This is a genomic window from Agromyces sp. NPDC057679 (assembly GCF_042799635.1).
Classification (GTDB): domain Bacteria; phylum Actinomycetota; class Actinomycetes; order Actinomycetales; family Microbacteriaceae; genus Agromyces.
Genome location: NZ_JBHVIK010000003.1, coordinates 1 through 16,230, shown reverse-complemented (window position 1 = coordinate 16,230; position 16,230 = coordinate 1). Strand labels below are relative to the sequence as shown.

The following is a 16,230-nucleotide window of genomic DNA, read 5'->3' as shown; positions in this document are numbered from 1 at the left end:
CCGATCCGCTCCCGCGCCGCCCTCGACAGACTGCAGGCATGAACCTCCCGACCGGTGCGCCGCTCGAGCTCTCGCTCGCGGTGCTCGCCCTCCTCGACGGACTCAGCATCGGCACCCTGCTCATCCCGGTGTTCCTCCTCCTCGCACCGCGCGTGCGCGGAGGCCGGGTCTTGCTCTACCTCGTCACGATCGCGGGCTTCTACCTCGTCGTCGGCGTGCTCGTGACGCTCGGAATGGTGAACTTCATCGAGGCCGGGCAGAGCTTCCTGAACTCGACCGCCGGGCTCGTCGCCCGGCTCGTCGTCGGCGTTGCGCTGCTGCTCATCGGCATCGCGATGCCCACGCGCGAGAAGGTTCGAGCGACGACGCGAGAGCGCGTCGACTCGGAGGTGGTGGGAGTCCCGTCGGTCGGGGTGCAGCCGGGCGGCGCCTCGGACAACCCGCCGGGCACGGGCTCGGACACCTCCGGAGGCCGCGTCTCGCGATGGCGCGATCGACTGCTCTCCGATGCGGTCTCCCCCGCGACCGTGATGGCCGTCGCAGTGGCCGCCGGACTCATCGAGGTCGCGACGATGCTGCCCTACCTCGTCGCGATGGGCATGGTCGCCGAAGCCGAGCTCGAACTCTGGATGCGGATCGCGGCCCTGGCCGGCTACTGCGCACTCATGATCGCGCCCGCACTCGTGCTGCTCGGACTCCGCCTGGTCGCGGCGCCGCTCGTGACGCGTCCGCTCGAGCGCCTCGGCGCCTGGCTCGAACGCACCGCGGCCGAGAACACCGCCTGGATCCTCGGGATCGTCGGGTTCCTCGTGGCGCGAGGCGCCGCGAGCGAACTCGGCATCTTCACGTGGATCGACGAGCTGACCCGGCGTTGACGCGGGCCGACCTGCTGGCCCCGGTCAGCCGGCCGACACCGACTCGACGACCGCGATCACCGCGTCGACGGTCTGGTCGAAGTCGAGCTCCGTCGAGTCGACCACGGTGACCCCCTCGGCGGCGTTCGTGAAGTCGACCACCTTCGAGTCGGCCCGGTCGCGAGCGCGCAGCTGCTCGCCGGTCTTGCCCGCGTCGTGGCCGGTGAGCTCGGCGGCACGCCGGGACATCCGCACCTCTTCGGAGGCGGTGAGCAGGATGCGCACCGGCGCATCGGGGGCGACGACCGTCGTGATGTCGCGCCCCTCGACGACGATGCCGGCGCGCTCCTCGGCGGCGATGATCGAGCGGAACAGCTCGATGAGGTGCGTCCGCACCTCGGGCACCCGCGCGACGAGGCTCACGATCGAGGAGATCTGCGGATCGCGGATCGCGTCGGTGACGTCGGTCGGTCCGACGTGCACTCGATAGCCCGACGGATCGGTGCCGATGCGGTAGTCGAAGCTCGCGAGGCACGAGATCACCGAAGCGGCGTCCTCGGGCTCGACTCCGCCGGCTTCGACGTGCCACGCCAACGCGCGGTACGCGGCGCCGGTGTCGAGGAATCCGTAGTCGAGGCGCCGGGCGACGGCCTTCGACACGCTCGACTTGCCGCTGCCGGCGGGACCGTCGACGGCCACGACGAAGGGGAACTGCACAGATGCCTCCAGATGTTCGAGAGTTCGGGCCGGCTCAGCCGGCGATGCGCCAGCCGCGTTCGGCCAGCTCGTTGGTCAGTCGTTCTGCGGCCTCGGGCACGACCTGCACCTCGGCGAGGCCGACCTGGCGGCCGGGCGAGTGTTCGAGCCGCAGGTCTTCGAGGTTGACGCCGATCTCGCCGATCTCGGCGAGCAGGCGGGCGAGCTGCCCGGGCCGGTCGTCGACCATGACGATGACGGTCGTGAAGCGCTTGTCGGTGCCGTGCTTGCCGGGCAGCCGGGCGACGCCGGTGTTGCCGCCGGTGAGCTCCTCGGCGAGGCGGCGACGGGCACCGGGCGCGACGGGGTCGCCGAGTGCGTCGATGAAACGGTCGAGGTCGTCGCGCAGGGCGACGAGGATGTCGCGCACGGGCGCCGCGTTCGCCCCGAGGATCTGCACCCACAGGTCGGGATCGCTCGCCGCGATGCGGGTGACGTCGCGCACGCCCTGTCCGGCGAGGCCGAGGGCGGCGTTCGGGGCATCGATGAAGCGGCGCGCCATGACGCTCGACACGACCTGCGGCACGTGCGAGATGAGCGCGACGCCCCGGTCGTGCTCGTCGGGGGTCATCTCGACGAGGGTGGCCCCGAGGTCGAGGATGAGGTCGTCGATCGCGCCCGCCCGCTGGTAGCTGATCGCGTCGTGGGCGGCCACCACCCAGGGGCGACCGGCGAAGAGGTCGGCGCGCGCGGCGAGCGGGCCGCCGCGTTCGCGCCCGGCGAGCGGGTGCGAGCCGATGTAGCGCGCGACGTCGGCACCGGCGGACTCGAGCTCGGCGAGGATGCCGGCCTTCACGCTCGCGACATCGGTCACGATCGCATCGGAGAACGACGCGAGCTCCTCGGCGACGACGCGGGCGGTCACGTCGGGCGGCACCGCCACCACGACGAGCTGGGGCGCATCGCCCGGCTCGGCGGGGCGCCCCGCGCCGAGGTCGACGGCGAGCGCGACGTGCGTGGGCGAGGCATCCGCCAGGATCACGTCGATGCCGCGGGCCCGCAGCCCGAGCGCGACGCTCGTGCCGAGCAGTCCGGTGCCGACGACGCGCACCGGCCCGGTGAGCCGTGACTCGACGACCATCAGTTCTCCTCGTCCGCTCGGGATTCACCCCGGGCGGCCCTCGCCTCGCGGGCGATCGTGAGCAGCAGCCCGCGCTCGGTCTTCGTCAGCTCGCGCAGCTGACCGGCCCTCAGTGTACCGAGGTGCAGCGGCCCGAACTGGCGGCGCACGAGCTCGACGACGGGGTGGCCGACGGCCTGCAGCATGCGGCGAACGATGCGGTTCCTGCCCGAGTGCAGCGTGAGCTGGACCATCGAGTGACGGGAGTCGCCCTGCGCCTGCAGCAGGCGGGCGCGATCGGCCTTGATGGGGCCGTCGTCGAGCTCGATGCCGTTCTTCAGCTGCTGGAGCGTCTGCGGGGTCACGCGCCCGCGCACCTTCGCGATATAGGTCTTCTCGACGCCGAACGACGGGTGCGCGAGCACGTGGGCGAGCTCGCCGTCGTTGGTCAGCACGAGCAGTCCGCTCGTCTCGGCGTCGAGCCGGCCGACGTTGTACACGCGGTCGTCGAGCTCATCGGTGAAGCGGCGCAGGTCGGGTCGGCCCTGCTCGTCGCGCATCGACGAGACCACCCCGACCGGCTTGTTCAGCATGTAGTAGCGCTTCGCGGTGTCGAGCTGCACCGCGACGCCGTCGACCGACACGAGGTCGGTCTCGGGGTCGACGCGGGTGCCGAGCTCGGTCACGACCTCGCCGTTCACCTCGATACGGCCCTGCACGATGTACTCCTCCACGACGCGGCGCGAGGCCACGCCCGCCGCGGCGAGCACCTTCTGCAGGCGTTGACGGTTTCCGTCCGGGCCGTCGTTGACGGCGCCTCGTTCATCGGTCAAGGTCGAATCCCTCCTGGCCGTCGTCGAGCAACGGCGAGATCGGCGGCAGTTCGTCGAGCGAGTTGATGCCGAGGTTCGTGAGCAGCAGCTCGGTGGTTCCGTAGAGGATGGCGCCCGTCTCGGGGTCGCTCGACACCTCGGTGACGAGGCCCCGGCCGAGCAGCGTGCGCACGACCGAGTCGACGTTCACCGCGCGGATCGAGGCGACCTGCGAACGCGAGATCGGCTGCTTGTACGCGATCACCGACAGCGTCTCGAGCGCCGCCTGCGAGAGCCTCGTCGACGATTGCGTGACGACGAAGGAGGTCACGAGGGCGTCGTAGTCGGCGCGCACGTAGAAGCGCCAGCCGCCGCCCACCTCGCGAAGCTCGAAACCACGACGGATGCTGCGTGCCGCGCCTTCGTCGGCCGGCACATCCGTGCGCGGCTCCCCCGAGACGGCCTCGCCGTCGTAGTCGGCACGCAGGCGGGCGATCGATGCCCGCACCTCGGCGACCGGGCGCGCGACCGCGGCCGCGAGGTGCACGACGCTCTGGGGCTCGTCGGCGATGAAGAGGATCGCCTCGATCGCGCGGTCGAGGTCGAGGCGGGGCTGCCCGGGAACGTCGAGCGGCGTCGCCACCGAGAGCTCGGGACCGGCGTCGGCGGCCGCGTCAGGCTCGGCTGCCGCGTCGGGGTCGGCGGTCTCGTCGGGGTCGGCGGCCGCGTCGGGGTCGGTCGCGGCGTCGGACTCCTCGGATTCGGCGACATCGACCGCCTCGGTGTCCGTGTCGATCGGCTCGAACGCCTCTGCAGTCTCGGCGTCATTCGTCATAGTCGGCCCCCAGGCTCTCGAGGTTCGCGTCGGACCAGCTCTCAGCGGCCCAGTGCAGGGTCAGCTCGCCGAGCGGTTCGATCTGGTCGAAGCCGATCGCGGCGTGCCGGTACAGTTCGAGCACCGCGAGGAAGCGTGCGACCACGACGCCGGGCTGCCCCACTCCGGCGATCAACTGTCGGAAGGTCACCGGCTCGCCCCGGCGCAGGATGGCGACGACCTGCGCCGCCTGCTCGCGGATCGACACCAGTGGCGCGTGCAGGTGGTCGAGCCCGACCACGGGGATCTCGCGCGGCGTGAGCGCGAGCGTCGCGAGTGCGGCGAAGTCCTCGGCCGAGAGCGACCACACGAGCTCGGGCGCGCGCTGGCGGAACTGCGATTCGAGACGCACGGTCCGCGCATGTCGCGACGCCTCGGCATCGAGGTTGCCGCTGAACCAGCGCGCCGCCTCCTTGAAGGCGCGGTACTGCAGCAGGCGGGCGAAGAGCAGGTCGCGCGCCTCCAGGAGTGCGACGTCCTCGGCGTCGACGAGCTCGCCCTGCGGCAGGAGCCCGGCGACCTTGAGGTCGAGGAGGGTCGCCGCGACCACGAGGAACTCGCTCGCCCGGTCGAGCTCCTCCTCGGAGTCGAGGCCCTTCAGGTACGAGATGAACTCGTCGGTGACCTTCGACAGCGACACCTCGGTGATGTCGAGCTCGTGCTTCGCGATGAGCGACAGCAACAGGTCGAACGGGCCCTCGAAGTTCGTGAGCGCAACGCGGAACCCCGGCTCCGAGCCGCCCTCCGGGGCATCCGTCACCGGCTCGTGCGCTGAGGCCGACGCCTCAGGCGACCGCGCCACGGAACACCAGCTCCCTGGCGAGCTGCCGGTACGCCTTCGACGCCTGGTGCTCGGGAGCGAACTCGGTGATCGGCGTCGCCGCGACGGTCGCGTCGGGGAACTTCACCGTGCGCGTGATGACGGTCTCGAGCACCTTGTCGCCGAACGCGTCGACGACGCGCTCGAGCACCTCGCGCGAGTGCAGCGTGCGCGAGTCGTACATCGTGGCGAGGATGCCGTCGAGCTCGATCGCGGGGTTGAGGCGATCGCGCACCTTGTCGATGGTCTCGATGAGCAGCGCCACGCCGCGCAGGGCGAAGAACTCGCACTCGAGCGGGATGATGACCCCGTGGCTCGCCGTCAGGGCGTTGACGGTGAGGAGGCCCAGCGAAGGCTGGCAGTCGATGAGGATGACGTCGTAGTCGGCGGAGACCCGGCGGAGCACGCTCGCGAGAATCTGCTCGCGGGCGACCTCGGTCACGAGATGCACTTCAGCGGCCGAGAGGTCGATGTTCGCGGGGATCACGTCGAGGCCCTCGACGCTCGTGTGCTGGATCGCGTCCTTCGGCTCGAACTGGCGCGAGAGCAGCAGGTCGTAGATCGTCGGCACGTTGTGGGTCTGCACGCCGAGCCCCGCCGACAGCGCGCCCTGCGGGTCGAAGTCGATCGCGAGCACCTTGCGGCCGTACTCGGCGAGCGTCGCGCCGAGGTTGATCGTGGTGGTCGTCTTGCCCACGCCGCCCTTCTGGTTGCAGAGGGCGATGATGCGCGCCGGGCCGTGCGAGGCGAGCGCCGCAGGATCGGGGAATTCGCGAGACGGCCGACCCGTCGGACCGAGCTCGGGCTCGGGCGAGGTGGTTCCGACCGCCGAGTCCTGCTGGTGCTGCGTCACGTGTCGTCTTCTCTCCTCGGGCGGCGCGGTGCCTGTTCGGTCTGGGCTTGGTCGATTCTAGCGAGCACGCGGGTGTGCTGCCGTGTACATCTCCCGGAGTGTATCGGCTGTGACGAGCGTGTAGATCTGCGTCGTCGCGACCGAGGAGTGCCCGAGGAGCTCTTGCACGACGCGCACGTCGGCGCCGCCCTCGAGGAGGTGCGTCGCGAACGAGTGGCGCAGCGTATGCGGCGAGACGGATGCCTCGAGGCCCGCCTTCTCGGCGGCCGCGGTGATCGCGTCCCACGCCGCCTGCCTCGACATGCGACGGCCGCGGACCCCGAGGAAGAGCGCCGGCGTCGCCTGGCCGCGAGCTGAGAAGATCGGCCGCGCCCGCACGAGGTAGGCGTCGATCGCACGGCGGGCGTAGCTGCCGAGCGGCACGATGCGCTGCTTGCCGCCCTTGCCGAAGAGCCGCACGACCTCCTCGTCGATGAGGTCGTCGACGTTCAGCGAGACCGCCTCGGAGACGCGCGCACCCGTCGCGTAGAGGAGTTCGAGGAGCGCCTGGTCGCGGAGCTCGACGGGCTCCTCCCCGCCGGCGGCGGCGATGAGCGCCTCGACGTCCTCGACGGGGATCGCCTTGGGCAGCCTGGTCGGCAGCTTCGGCGGCCGGAGCTCCTTCGACACGTCGGACGCGATCTCGCCCTCCTCGGCGAGGAAGCGATGGAGTCCGCGCACCGCCGAGAGCACCCGGGCGATCGACGACGTCGCGAGCACGGGCTCGCGGTCCGCGCCGAGGAAGCGCACGAAGTCGGCGAGGTCGCCCTCGCTCACCCGACCGGGATCGGCGACCCCGCGGGCATCGAGCCAGTCGGCGTAGATCGCGAGATCGCGTCGGTACGAGGCGATCGTGTTGCGCGAGAGTCCGCGCTCGACGGTCAAGTGCCGCAGGTACCCGTCGACGAGCGCGGCTGTCGTCATGAGTCCGTCGCGCCTCGGACCGGCGGAGTGCGGTTCGGCCACGGGGCATCCGCCTCGCCGAGCCCCTGCCAGCCGCGGGCGCGCGCCGCCTGAGCCGCGAGCACGGCGATCGAGAGCGGGCCGTTGTGGATGCGGCGGGCGAGCACGGCGTCGACGCAGTCGTCGAGTGGCACCCAGCGCACCTCGATGCCGGCCTCCTCCGCCTCGCGCACGTGCACGTCGGGCGCCGCGCGCAGGCCGCGGGCCAGGTACACGCGGATCACCTCGTCGCTGCCGCCCGGCGAGGTCGCGAAGTCGGCGAGCACCGCCCACTCGGATGCCTCGAGGTCGGCCTCTTCGGCCAGCTCGCGCTGCGCGCCGAGGAGCGGGGGCTCTCCGGCGACGTCGAGCAGACCGGCGGGGATCTCCCAGTCACGCATGCGGATCGGGTGCCGGTACTGCTTGATCAGCAGCACCCGATCGTGCTCGTCGAGGGCGAGCACGCCGACGGCGCCGGTGTGGTCCATGAACTCGCGGACGATCTCGTCGCCGTCGAGTTCGAAGCTCTCGCGCCGGATGCTCCAGACCCGGCCCTCGAACACGCGTTCGCTCGAGACGAGCGGGAGCTCGACGCGGTCGTCGGCGAGCAGGTCTCCCTGACCGCCGACGACCGCGTCAGTGGCTTCAGCCATTGTTGACGTCGAACAGCCGGCTCGCCTGCTGGCGCTCGATGGCCGCACCGACGAGGCCGCGGAACAGCGGGTGCGCGTCGTTCGGACGGCTGCGCAGCTCGGGGTGCGCCTGAGTGCCGACGTAGAACGGGTGCACCTCGCGCGGCAGCTCGACGAACTCGACGAGGTTGCGGTCGGGCGAGAGGCCCGAGAAGACGAGGCCGGCCTCGGCGATGCGGTCGCGGTACGCGTTGTTCACCTCGTAGCGGTGGCGGTGGCGCTCGCTGACGTCGGTCGAGCCGTAGAGCTCGGCGGCGATGGTGCCCTCGCCGAGCGTCGCGGGGTAGAGACCGAGGCGCATCGTGCCGCCGAGGTCGCCGCCGGCGATGATCTCGACCTGCTCCTCCATCGTCGCGATGACGGGGAACTGCGTGTCGGGGTCGAACTCGCTCGACGAGGCGCCGGGCAGACCCGCCATGTTGCGCGAGTACTCGATGACCATGCACTGGAGGCCGAGGCAGAGGCCGAGCACCGGCAGACCGTTCTCACGTGCGAAGTGCAGCGCGCCGAGCTTGCCCTCGATGCCGCGCACGCCGAAGCCGCCGGGCACGCAGATGCCGTCGAGGTGGGCGAGGTGCTTCTGCGCCCCCTCGGGGGTCTTGCACTCGTCCGACGGGATCCATTCGATCTTGACCTTCGCATCGTTCGCGAAGCCGCCGGCGCGGAGCGCCTCGGTGACCGAGAGGTAGGCGTCGGGCAGGTCGATGTACTTGCCGACGAGGCCGATCGTGACCTCGTGCTTCGGGTCGTGCACGACGCGGAGCAGGTCGCTCCAGCCCGACCAGTCGACCGCATCCGACTTCTCGTCGAGGCCGAGCGAGTCGATGATGTAGGCGTCGAGGCCCTGATCGTGCAGCATCGTCGGGATCTCGTAGATCGACGGCACGTCGACCGCGTTCACCACGGCGCCCTCGTCGACGTCGCACATGAGCGCGATCTTGCGCTTGTTCGCCTCGGTGACGGGGCGGTCGCTCCGGAGCACGAGCGCGTCGGGCTGGATTCCGATCGAGCGGAGCGCGGCGACGGAGTGCTGCGTCGGCTTCGTCTTCTGCTCGCCCGAGGCGCCCATGAACGGCACCAGCGACACGTGCACGAAGAACACGTTCTTGCGGCCGAGCTCGTGACGGACCTGGCGGGCCGACTCGATGAACGGCTGCGACTCGATGTCGCCGACCGTGCCGCCGATCTCGGTGATGATCACGTCGGGCTTCGGGGTCTCGGTCGCCTGCAGCCGCATGCGTCGCTTGATCTCGTCGGTGATGTGCGGGATCACCTGCACCGTGTCGCCGAGGTACTCGCCGCGGCGCTCCTTCGCGATCACCGTCGAGTAGATCTGGCCGGTCGTGACGTTCGCCGCCTGGCTCAGGTCGATGTCGAGGAACCGCTCGTAGTGCCCGATGTCGAGGTCGGTCTCGGCGCCGTCGTCGGTCACGAAGACCTCGCCGTGCTGGAACGGGTTCATCGTTCCGGGATCGACGTTCAGATAGGGGTCGAGCTTCTGCATGACCACTCGGAGCCCCCGAGCCGTCAGAAGATTGCCCAGGCTCGCTGCCGTGAGGCCCTTGCCCAATGAAGAAACGACACCACCGGTCACGAAAATGTGCTTGGTCGTGTCGTTCGAAATGTCTGCGCTGTTCAGCGCGCTGCCGCGTTCATCCACCACGGGCTTATATTCTAACCCACGTTCCTGACCGGTCGTCCCGACATGCCCCACGCGTTCCCCCTTCGTTCGTTCGAGACCGCTCCGGTCTCGTCGTTCCCGCCCTTCGGCCGCCCTCGTCAGGCCGCGCGCTCCGACGCGATCTCGAGCAGCTCGCGCGCGTGCGCGAGGCCGCTCTCGGAGTCGGCGAGACCCGAGAGCAACCGCGCCATCTCGGCCTCGCGTTCGGCGCCGACGAGCTGCTTGACGCTCGACGCGGTCACCGCGCCGTCGGTGCCCTTGACCACGCTCAGGTGATTCGACGCGAAGGCGGCGACCTGCGCGAGATGCGTGACGACGATGACCTGCGAGCGCTCGGCGAGCCGGGCGAGTCGTCGGCCGATCTCGATCGCCGCGGCGCCGCCGACGCCCGCGTCGACCTCGTCGAACACGAAGGTCGGCACCGGATCGGTGCCGGCGATGACGACCTCGATCGCGAGCATGACCCGCGAGAGCTCACCACCGGATGCACCACGGGAAACCGAGCGCGGCTCCGCGCCGGGATGCGGGCTCAAGAGGATCGCGACCTGGTCGCGACCGTGCACGGACGGCTCGGCACCCGGCTCGACGCTCACCGTGAGCACGGCATCGGGCATGGCCAGTGCGGCGAGCTCGTGCGTGACCGCCTCGGCGAGTCGCGCCGCCGCCTCGGTGCGCTGTTCGGTGACGCGGGTCGCGAGGCGGTCGACCTCGGCGGCCGCCGTCTCGACCGCGGCCTCGAGGACCGAGATGCGATCGTCGTCGCCGTCGAGTTCGACGAGCCGCAGCCCGCCGTCGCGACGGAACGCCAGCACCTCGTCGAGTTCACCGCCGTGACGCCGGATGAGCGCGCCGAGCAGCGCCCGTCGCTCCTGCACGACCTCGAGTTCGCGGGCGCCGTCGGCGTCGAGACCGGTGAGGTACCCGGCGAGCTCGGCCGCCGCATCGGCGAGGAGGAAGCCGGCGTTCGTCAGGATCTCGGCGATCGGGGCGAGGCTCGCATCGTGCGCGACGACCCGCTCGAGATGACGACGGGCGGCTTCGACGAGCGTCACCGCGTCGGGCGCGTCGTCGACGACCTCGTCGGCGGAGAGGAGGGCGCGCGCCTGCGCCGCCTCGATCCGGAGCTCTTCGAGGTTCGAGAGCCGATCGGCGCGCTCGGCGAGCTCGGCGTCCTCGCCGGGCTGCGGATCGGCCGCCTCGACTTCGTCGAGCTCCGCGCGCAGCGACTCGGCCTCGCGCGCTCGCGCCTCGTGATCGTCTCGGAGGCGGGTGAGCTCAGTCGAATCGGCACGCCACGCCTCGAACACCGCGCGATACTCGTCGAGGGTCGCCGCAAGCACCGGGCCCGCGAACCGGTCGAGGGCCTCTCGCTGGGCGACGGCCGACCGCAGTCGCTGCTGGTCGGCCTGGCCGTGCACGACGACGAGCTCGTCGCCGAGGTCGGCCAGCACGCCGACGGGCGCGCTGCGGCCGCCCACGACGGCGCGGCTGCGCCCCTCGGACGACACGGAGCGGCCGAGCAGCAGTTCGCCGGCCTCGATCTCTCCCCCGGTGTCGGCCACCCGTTCGGCGATCGCACCCTCGTCGGCCACGAGCCAGCGCCCTTCGACCCAGGCCTGCTTCGCGCCCGACCGGACCGCCCCCGCGTCGGATCGGGCGCCGAGCAGCAGGCCGAGCGCGGTGACCACCATCGTCTTGCCCGCGCCGGTCTCACCGGTGACCGCGGTGAACCCCGCCCCGAGCGGCAGCGTCGCCTCGGCGATCACGCCGAGGTCGCGAATGCCCAGTTCTTCGATCATCGGGCTCCCTCGCTCTTCGAAAACTCACTCACGACCGGCAGGCCCCCTCCAGCCCGTCACGGGCAGCTGGAACTTGTTGACGAGCCGGTCGGTGAACGGCGCCTCGTGGAGGCGCGCAAGGCGCACCGGCACATCGGACTTGCGGACGATCACGCGTGCCCCGGCCGGCAGGTCGAAGGTGCGTCGGCCGTCGCACCAGATGACCGCCGAGGTCTCGGTGCGCTGCAGGATCTCGACGGCGAGCGAGGACTCGGGCCCGACCACGAGGGGGCGGGCGAAGAGCGCGTGCGCGCTGAGCGGCACGAGCAGCAGCGCCTCGAGGCTCGGCCACACGACGGGGCCGCCCGCGGAGAACGAGTACGCCGTCGACCCGGTCGGCGTGGACATCACGACGCCGTCGCAGCCGAACGACGAGAGCGGACGGCGATCGACCTCGATGACGACCTCGAGCATGCGCTCGCGCTCGGCCTTCTCGACCGTCGCCTCGTTGAGCGCCCAGCTCTCGTAGACGACCTCGTCGCCCACCTTGGCGCGCACCGACAGTGTCATCCGCTCTTCGACGCTGTAGTCGCGGGCGAGCGCCCGCGAGACGGTGTAGCCGAGGTCGTCGCGTTCGCTCTCGGCGAGGAAGCCGACGTGCCCGAGGTTGACCCCGAGCAGCGCGACCGGGAAGTCGCGCATCAGTTCGGCGGCGCGCAGGATGGTGCCGTCGCCGCCGAGGACGATGACGAGCTCGATGAGGCCCGGATCGATGTCTTCGAAGCGGACCACGCCGCCGTTGAGCCCAGGGACGAACGAGTGCACGTCGTCCCAGTGCTCGGCGGCGATCACGGGGATGGCGCCGGCGTCGAGCAACTGCGTGCAGACCTCGCCGGTGGCCTCGAGGGCGGCCTGCCGCCCGGTGTGGGAGACCACGAGGAAATGCCGTGCGTCGTTCACCCGTGCGCCCCTCCCGTCAGTTCGTCGACCCGCCTCGACCATTCTGACGGATCGGACCCGGCCGAAGCGCTGAGATGCGCGAGGAACTCGCGGTTGCCATGCGAGCCGGCGATTGGGGAGGACGAGACGCCGGCCGTGCGAAGCCCGAGGTCGTGCGCCGCCCACAGCACGTTCATCACCGCTTCAGAGCGCAGGGCGGCGTCGTGGACGATGCCCTCGCGCACTCCCCCGCGACCGACCTCGAACTGCGGTTTGACGAGCAGCACGAAGTCGGCCTCGGGCACGGCCGTCTCGCGGAGCGCGGGAAGCACGGTCGTGAGCGAGATGAACGAGAGGTCGGCCGTGACGAGCGACGGGCGCTCCGCGACCCCCGTCGACGCCGCGAGCGATTCGGCGGTCAGGTGACGCACGTTGCAGCCCTCGACGAGCACGAGCCCCGGCGCATCCGCGAGCTCGGGCGCGAGCTGCCCGTGCCCGACGTCGACGGCGAGCACCGTGCTCGCGCCGCGTTCGAGCAGCACCTGGCTGAACCCGCCGGTCGACGCGCCGGCGTCGAGCGCCACACGGCCGCGGGGATCGACCCCGAACTCGTCGAGCGCCGCGATCAGCTTGTGCGCAGCACGACTCACATAGTGATCGGATGCCGCGACCGCGAGTACGGCGTCGGGCGCGACCTTCGTGGCGGGCTTCACGACGGGCTTGCCGTCGACCGTGACGACCCCGCCCGCGATGAGCGTCGCGGCATGGGTGCGCGATCGGGCGAGACCCCGGCTCGCGAGTGCGGCGTCGAGTCGCTGTTCGGTCATCACCGGGGCGCGACGCGCGACGGGTCGGACTGCTCGAGCTCCTCGCGCAGGCGCGCCGCGAGCGCGTCGTAGGCGGGTGCTCGTTCGGCGAGCGGCAGGTCGTCGATCTCGGCCAGCGCGATGCGCGCCTCGTCGCCGAGGTCGGGCCCCGCGTCGTCGGCGCCCAAATCGGTGTCGTCGTCAGTGCTCACGAGTCCACGGTACCCCGGGCCGCCCACACCGGCGCCACCATCACGAATACAGGCGCGTCGGCACGTCGAGCGCGTGGATCGCGGTGCCCGAGCTCCAGATCGCCGCGCACGCCGCCCGCAGCAGGTCGAGCGCATCGCCGCCCTCGGACAGGATCTCGACGCGATTGGCCTCGACGACGACCTTCGCCTCGCGCACGCGGATCGCGCCGCCGCGACGCTGCTCGACGACCGGGTACGGCTCGTGAAGCCCCCGAAGGTCGGCGAGGATGAAGTCGGGACGGCTCTTCGCATCGGCGGCGAGCAACTGCTTCGCCCGATCGATGCCGGTCAGCACGATGGCGCTCGCCATGCCGGCGCGATTCGCCCCGAGGATGTCGGTGTCGAGCCGGTCGCCCACGACGAGCGGGGTCGTCGCCGAGAACCGACGGCGCGCCTCCTCGAAGATCGGCGTCTCCGGCTTTCCGGCGACGAGCGGGAACCGCCCGACCGCGGTGTGCACCGCCGACACCAGGGTGCCGTTGCCGGGCGCGATGCCGCGAGCCACCGGAATCGTCCAGTCCATGTTGGTCGCGATCCACGGGATGCCCGGCGTCGAGGCATCCGGGCCGCCGTGCGCATTGAGCGCGAAGGCCGCCTCGGCCAGTTCCTTCCAGCCGATCTCGGGCGTGAAGCCCTGCACCACGGCATCGGGTGCGTCGTCGGCCGACCGGGTCACTCGGTACCCTCGCTTGCGCAGCTCGACCTCGATGCCCTCGCCGCCCACGACCATCACGAGCGCGCCGGGGGCGACCTGGCCCTCGAGGAGCTGCATCGCCGCCTGCGGTGAGGTCACGACCTCCTCGGGCACGACGTCGAGCCCGAGCTCGGCGAGATGCCCTGCAACAGAGGCGTCGCTGCGCGACGCGTTGTTCGTGATGTAGCCGAGCGAACGATCGGGCTTGATCAGGTTGAGGCTCTCCACCGCGTGCGGGATCGCCCCGGCGCCGGCGTAGACGACCCCGTCGAGGTCGGCGAAGACCGCGTCGACGCCGTCCAGCGGGGTCGACGGCTCAGTCTTCGTGCGGAACAGCGCCATCGGCGTCGTCCTCATCCGACTTCGCTGCGGCCGCGGCCTCGAGCGCCTCGCCCTCGGCGAGCACCGCGGCCACGTCGTCCTCGAGCACCGCGCCCGGGTCCTCGAGTTCGGCGAACTCGGGCGTCTCGTCGACCGAGTCCACGACGTCGTCCGCTGTCGCATCCACGGGCGCAGCCTCGGCAGCCACGGTCTCGGCGGCCTCGCCGGCGACCTCGGTCGCCGCCTCGTCGCCCTCGAGCTCGATCTCGAAGATCTCGACCAGCTCCGCCTCAGCAGGGCCGCCGAGCGCCGCCTCCGCGCGGGCCGCACGGGCGCGCCAGTCGGCAGCCTCGCCGTCTCGGTCGAGCTCCTCGAGCACTTCGGCGTAGGCGGAGAAGAGTGCGGGGCTGTACGAGAACGCACGGTCGGGATCGAGCTGCGGGATCTCGAGCTCGGAGAGCGCGAGTTCGGGCTGCTCGAGGTCGAGCCGCGCACCGGACATCGCGATCGCCAGGCCGACCTGCACCGCCGCGGGCAGCTCGTTGCGGTCGACGGCGCGGCCGACCTCGAGCGCCCGATCGGGACGCCCGACGCCACGCTCGCTGTCGACCATCAGTGGCAGCTGGTCGTTGCTGCCCGAAATGCGTCGATAGGTGCGGAGCTCACGGAGCGCCAGTGCGAAGTCGCCGGTCGCGTACGCGGTGATCGCGAGCGTCTCGCGCACGACCGCGATGCGGCCGGCGCGACGAGCGGCCGACATCGCGTGACGGTGCGCCAGTTCGGGGTCGCTCTCGAGCAGCTCGGATGCCGCGACGAGGTGTCGTGCGACCCAGTCGGCGTTCTCCTTGCTGAGCGTCTTCAGCTCTGCGCGTGCACCCTTGTCGAGGTCGCGCGGGTCGATGCGCTCGGGAACGAAGGGATCGTCGTGGCGGGGCCGAACGGCGAGGTCGGCCGCACCGTAACGTTCGCGCGGCGCGCCTTCATCGTGCCGGCCACCCGCGCGCGGAGCGTCCCGGCGATCGCCGTAGGGCTTGCGGTCGTCGCGAGCACCGTAGGGCTTGCGGTCACCGCGGTCGCCATACGGCTTCCGGTCATCACGAGCACCGTGCGAGCGCTGACCATCGCGGTCACCGTACGGCTTGCGGTCACCGCGATCGCCGTAGGGCTTCCGGTCATCGCGATCGCTGTAGGGCTTGCGGTCGTCGCGAGCACCGTAGGGCTTGCGGTCACCGCGATCGCCATACGGCTTCCGGTCATCACGAGCACCGTGCGAGCGCTGACCATCGCGGTCGCCATACGGCTTGCGGTCACCGCGATCGCCGTAGGGCTTCCGGTCACCACGGTCGCCATAGGGCTTCCGATCATCACGAGCACCGTGCGAGCGCTGACCATCGCGGTCGCCATACGGCTTGCGGTCACCGCGATCGCCGTAGGGCTTGCGGTCATCGCGAGCACCGTAGGGCTTGCGATCTCCACGGTCGCCATAGGGCTTCCGGTCATCATGAGAACCATACGAACGCTTCTGGTCGCGGTCACCGGAGGGCTTCCGCTCGCTGCGGTCTCCGTAGGGCTTGCGGTCGCTGCGGTCGCCATACGGCTTCCGGTCATCACGAGAACCATACGAACGCTTCTGGTCGCGGTCGCCGTACGGCTTACGATCGTCGCGCTGCTCGTAGGGGCGCTTCGTGCCGCGATCGCCGCTCGATGGCCGCCGGTCGCCCGAAGACCTCGTCGTCTTCCGCGCACCTGCGCCACCGCGGGCGCTGTCGCCCTGCTTCGCCCGATCGGGTCGGTTCTTGTCGGCCGAGTCCTGGCTCGAATCGCTCACGCTGTTCCTGTCATTGGGAGTCTCGTCAGACTCAACCGTACTGCGGGTCTCCGCCCGCGGACCTGTTCACCCGGGACGAGCGGCCGGCGCTCGCGTTCGAGGCGCCGCTCATCGGTGCGACGAGCCACCTCTCCGTGGTGGTTCGTGTTAAAGGCGAAGAGCCGCCCACGTGGTGGGCGGCTCTTCGTAATGTTTGTCCGGCGGTGTCCTACTCTCCCACAGGGTCCCCC

General features: G+C 71.1%; 17 protein-coding genes. 1 reads left to right on the top strand and 16 read right to left on the bottom strand.

Annotated features, from left to right (window positions below; genetic code table 11):
* Positions 1-38 precede the first annotated feature (38 nt).
* Positions 39-875 (top strand): GAP family protein, encoded by an 837-nt coding sequence (locus ACFVAJ_RS12920; protein WP_376944688.1) that lies wholly within the window; start codon positions 39-41, stop codon positions 873-875.
* Positions 876-899: 24 nt separating this feature from the next.
* On the opposite strand, the gene cmk is transcribed toward ACFVAJ_RS12920, so the two are convergent.
* The 16 genes from cmk to ACFVAJ_RS12840 all read right to left on the bottom strand — a co-directional run bounded on the left by cmk (position 900) and on the right by ACFVAJ_RS12840 (position 15,684).
* On the bottom strand, positions 900-1,571 hold the full coding sequence (gene cmk, locus ACFVAJ_RS12915; protein ID WP_376944686.1) for a (d)CMP kinase: 672 nt from the start codon (positions 1,569-1,571) through the stop codon (positions 900-902).
* A 34-nt stretch (positions 1,572-1,605) separates the two neighbouring features.
* Positions 1,606-2,691, bottom strand: coding sequence for a prephenate dehydrogenase (locus ACFVAJ_RS12910; protein WP_376944684.1), 1,086 nt, complete (start codon positions 2,689-2,691; stop codon positions 1,606-1,608).
* Positions 2,691-3,503: a pseudouridine synthase gene (locus ACFVAJ_RS12905; protein ID WP_376944682.1), complete on the bottom strand. Its 813-nt coding sequence runs from the start codon at positions 3,501-3,503 to the stop codon at positions 2,691-2,693. Before ACFVAJ_RS12905 ends, ACFVAJ_RS12910 begins: the two co-directional genes overlap by 1 nt.
* Positions 3,493-4,125, bottom strand: a complete 633-nt coding sequence (gene scpB / locus ACFVAJ_RS12900; RefSeq protein WP_376945827.1) for an SMC-Scp complex subunit ScpB — start codon at positions 4,123-4,125, stop codon at positions 3,493-3,495. The genes ACFVAJ_RS12905 and scpB overlap by 11 nt, the downstream gene beginning before the upstream one ends.
* Positions 4,126-4,306: 181 nt before the next feature.
* The gene (locus ACFVAJ_RS12895) at positions 4,307-5,158 is read right to left on the bottom strand and encodes a segregation and condensation protein A (RefSeq protein ID WP_376944680.1); all 852 of its coding nucleotides are present in this window, start codon (positions 5,156-5,158) and stop codon (positions 4,307-4,309) included.
* Entirely contained in the window at positions 5,142-6,029 is an 888-nt protein-coding gene (locus ACFVAJ_RS12890) for a ParA family protein (protein WP_376944678.1), read from the bottom strand. Before ACFVAJ_RS12890 ends, ACFVAJ_RS12895 begins: the two co-directional genes overlap by 17 nt.
* Positions 6,030-6,086: 57 nt before the next feature.
* Complete coding sequence (xerD, locus tag ACFVAJ_RS12885; protein ID WP_376944676.1) at positions 6,087-6,992, bottom strand: site-specific tyrosine recombinase XerD; 906 nt, start codon at positions 6,990-6,992, stop codon at positions 6,087-6,089.
* The gene (locus tag ACFVAJ_RS12880; RefSeq protein WP_376944674.1) at positions 6,989-7,663 is read right to left on the bottom strand and encodes an NUDIX domain-containing protein; all 675 of its coding nucleotides are present in this window, start codon (positions 7,661-7,663) and stop codon (positions 6,989-6,991) included. Before ACFVAJ_RS12880 ends, xerD begins: the two co-directional genes overlap by 4 nt.
* Positions 7,656-9,365, bottom strand: coding sequence for a CTP synthase (locus tag ACFVAJ_RS12875; protein WP_376944672.1), 1,710 nt, complete (start codon positions 9,363-9,365; stop codon positions 7,656-7,658). Before ACFVAJ_RS12875 ends, ACFVAJ_RS12880 begins: the two co-directional genes overlap by 8 nt.
* 116 nt (positions 9,366-9,481) lie before the next feature.
* On the bottom strand, positions 9,482-11,182 hold the full coding sequence (gene recN, locus ACFVAJ_RS12870) for a DNA repair protein RecN (RefSeq protein ID WP_376944670.1): 1,701 nt from the start codon (positions 11,180-11,182) through the stop codon (positions 9,482-9,484).
* A gap of 24 nt (positions 11,183-11,206) precedes the next feature.
* Positions 11,207-12,121 carry an NAD kinase gene (locus ACFVAJ_RS12865; protein ID WP_376944668.1) on the bottom strand — a complete coding sequence of 305 codons (915 nt, stop codon included), beginning with the start codon at positions 12,119-12,121 and terminating at the stop codon, positions 11,207-11,209.
* Complete coding sequence (locus ACFVAJ_RS12860; RefSeq protein WP_376944666.1) at positions 12,118-12,927, bottom strand: TlyA family RNA methyltransferase; 810 nt, start codon at positions 12,925-12,927, stop codon at positions 12,118-12,120. The genes ACFVAJ_RS12865 and ACFVAJ_RS12860 overlap by 4 nt, the downstream gene beginning before the upstream one ends.
* Positions 12,927-13,118 (bottom strand): hypothetical protein, encoded by a 192-nt coding sequence (locus ACFVAJ_RS12855; RefSeq protein WP_376944664.1) that lies wholly within the window; start codon positions 13,116-13,118, stop codon positions 12,927-12,929. Before ACFVAJ_RS12855 ends, ACFVAJ_RS12860 begins: the two co-directional genes overlap by 1 nt.
* 40 nt (positions 13,119-13,158) lie before the next feature.
* On the bottom strand, positions 13,159-14,193 hold the full coding sequence (locus ACFVAJ_RS12850) for an HAD-IIA family hydrolase (RefSeq protein ID WP_376944662.1): 1,035 nt from the start codon (positions 14,191-14,193) through the stop codon (positions 13,159-13,161).
* Positions 14,168-14,932: a hypothetical protein gene (locus ACFVAJ_RS12845; protein WP_376944660.1), complete on the bottom strand. Its 765-nt coding sequence runs from the start codon at positions 14,930-14,932 to the stop codon at positions 14,168-14,170. The genes ACFVAJ_RS12850 and ACFVAJ_RS12845 overlap by 26 nt, the downstream gene beginning before the upstream one ends.
* Before the next feature lie 98 nt (positions 14,933-15,030).
* Positions 15,031-15,684, bottom strand: coding sequence for a hypothetical protein (locus tag ACFVAJ_RS12840; protein WP_376944658.1), 654 nt, complete (start codon positions 15,682-15,684; stop codon positions 15,031-15,033).
* Positions 15,685-16,230 lie beyond the last annotated feature (546 nt).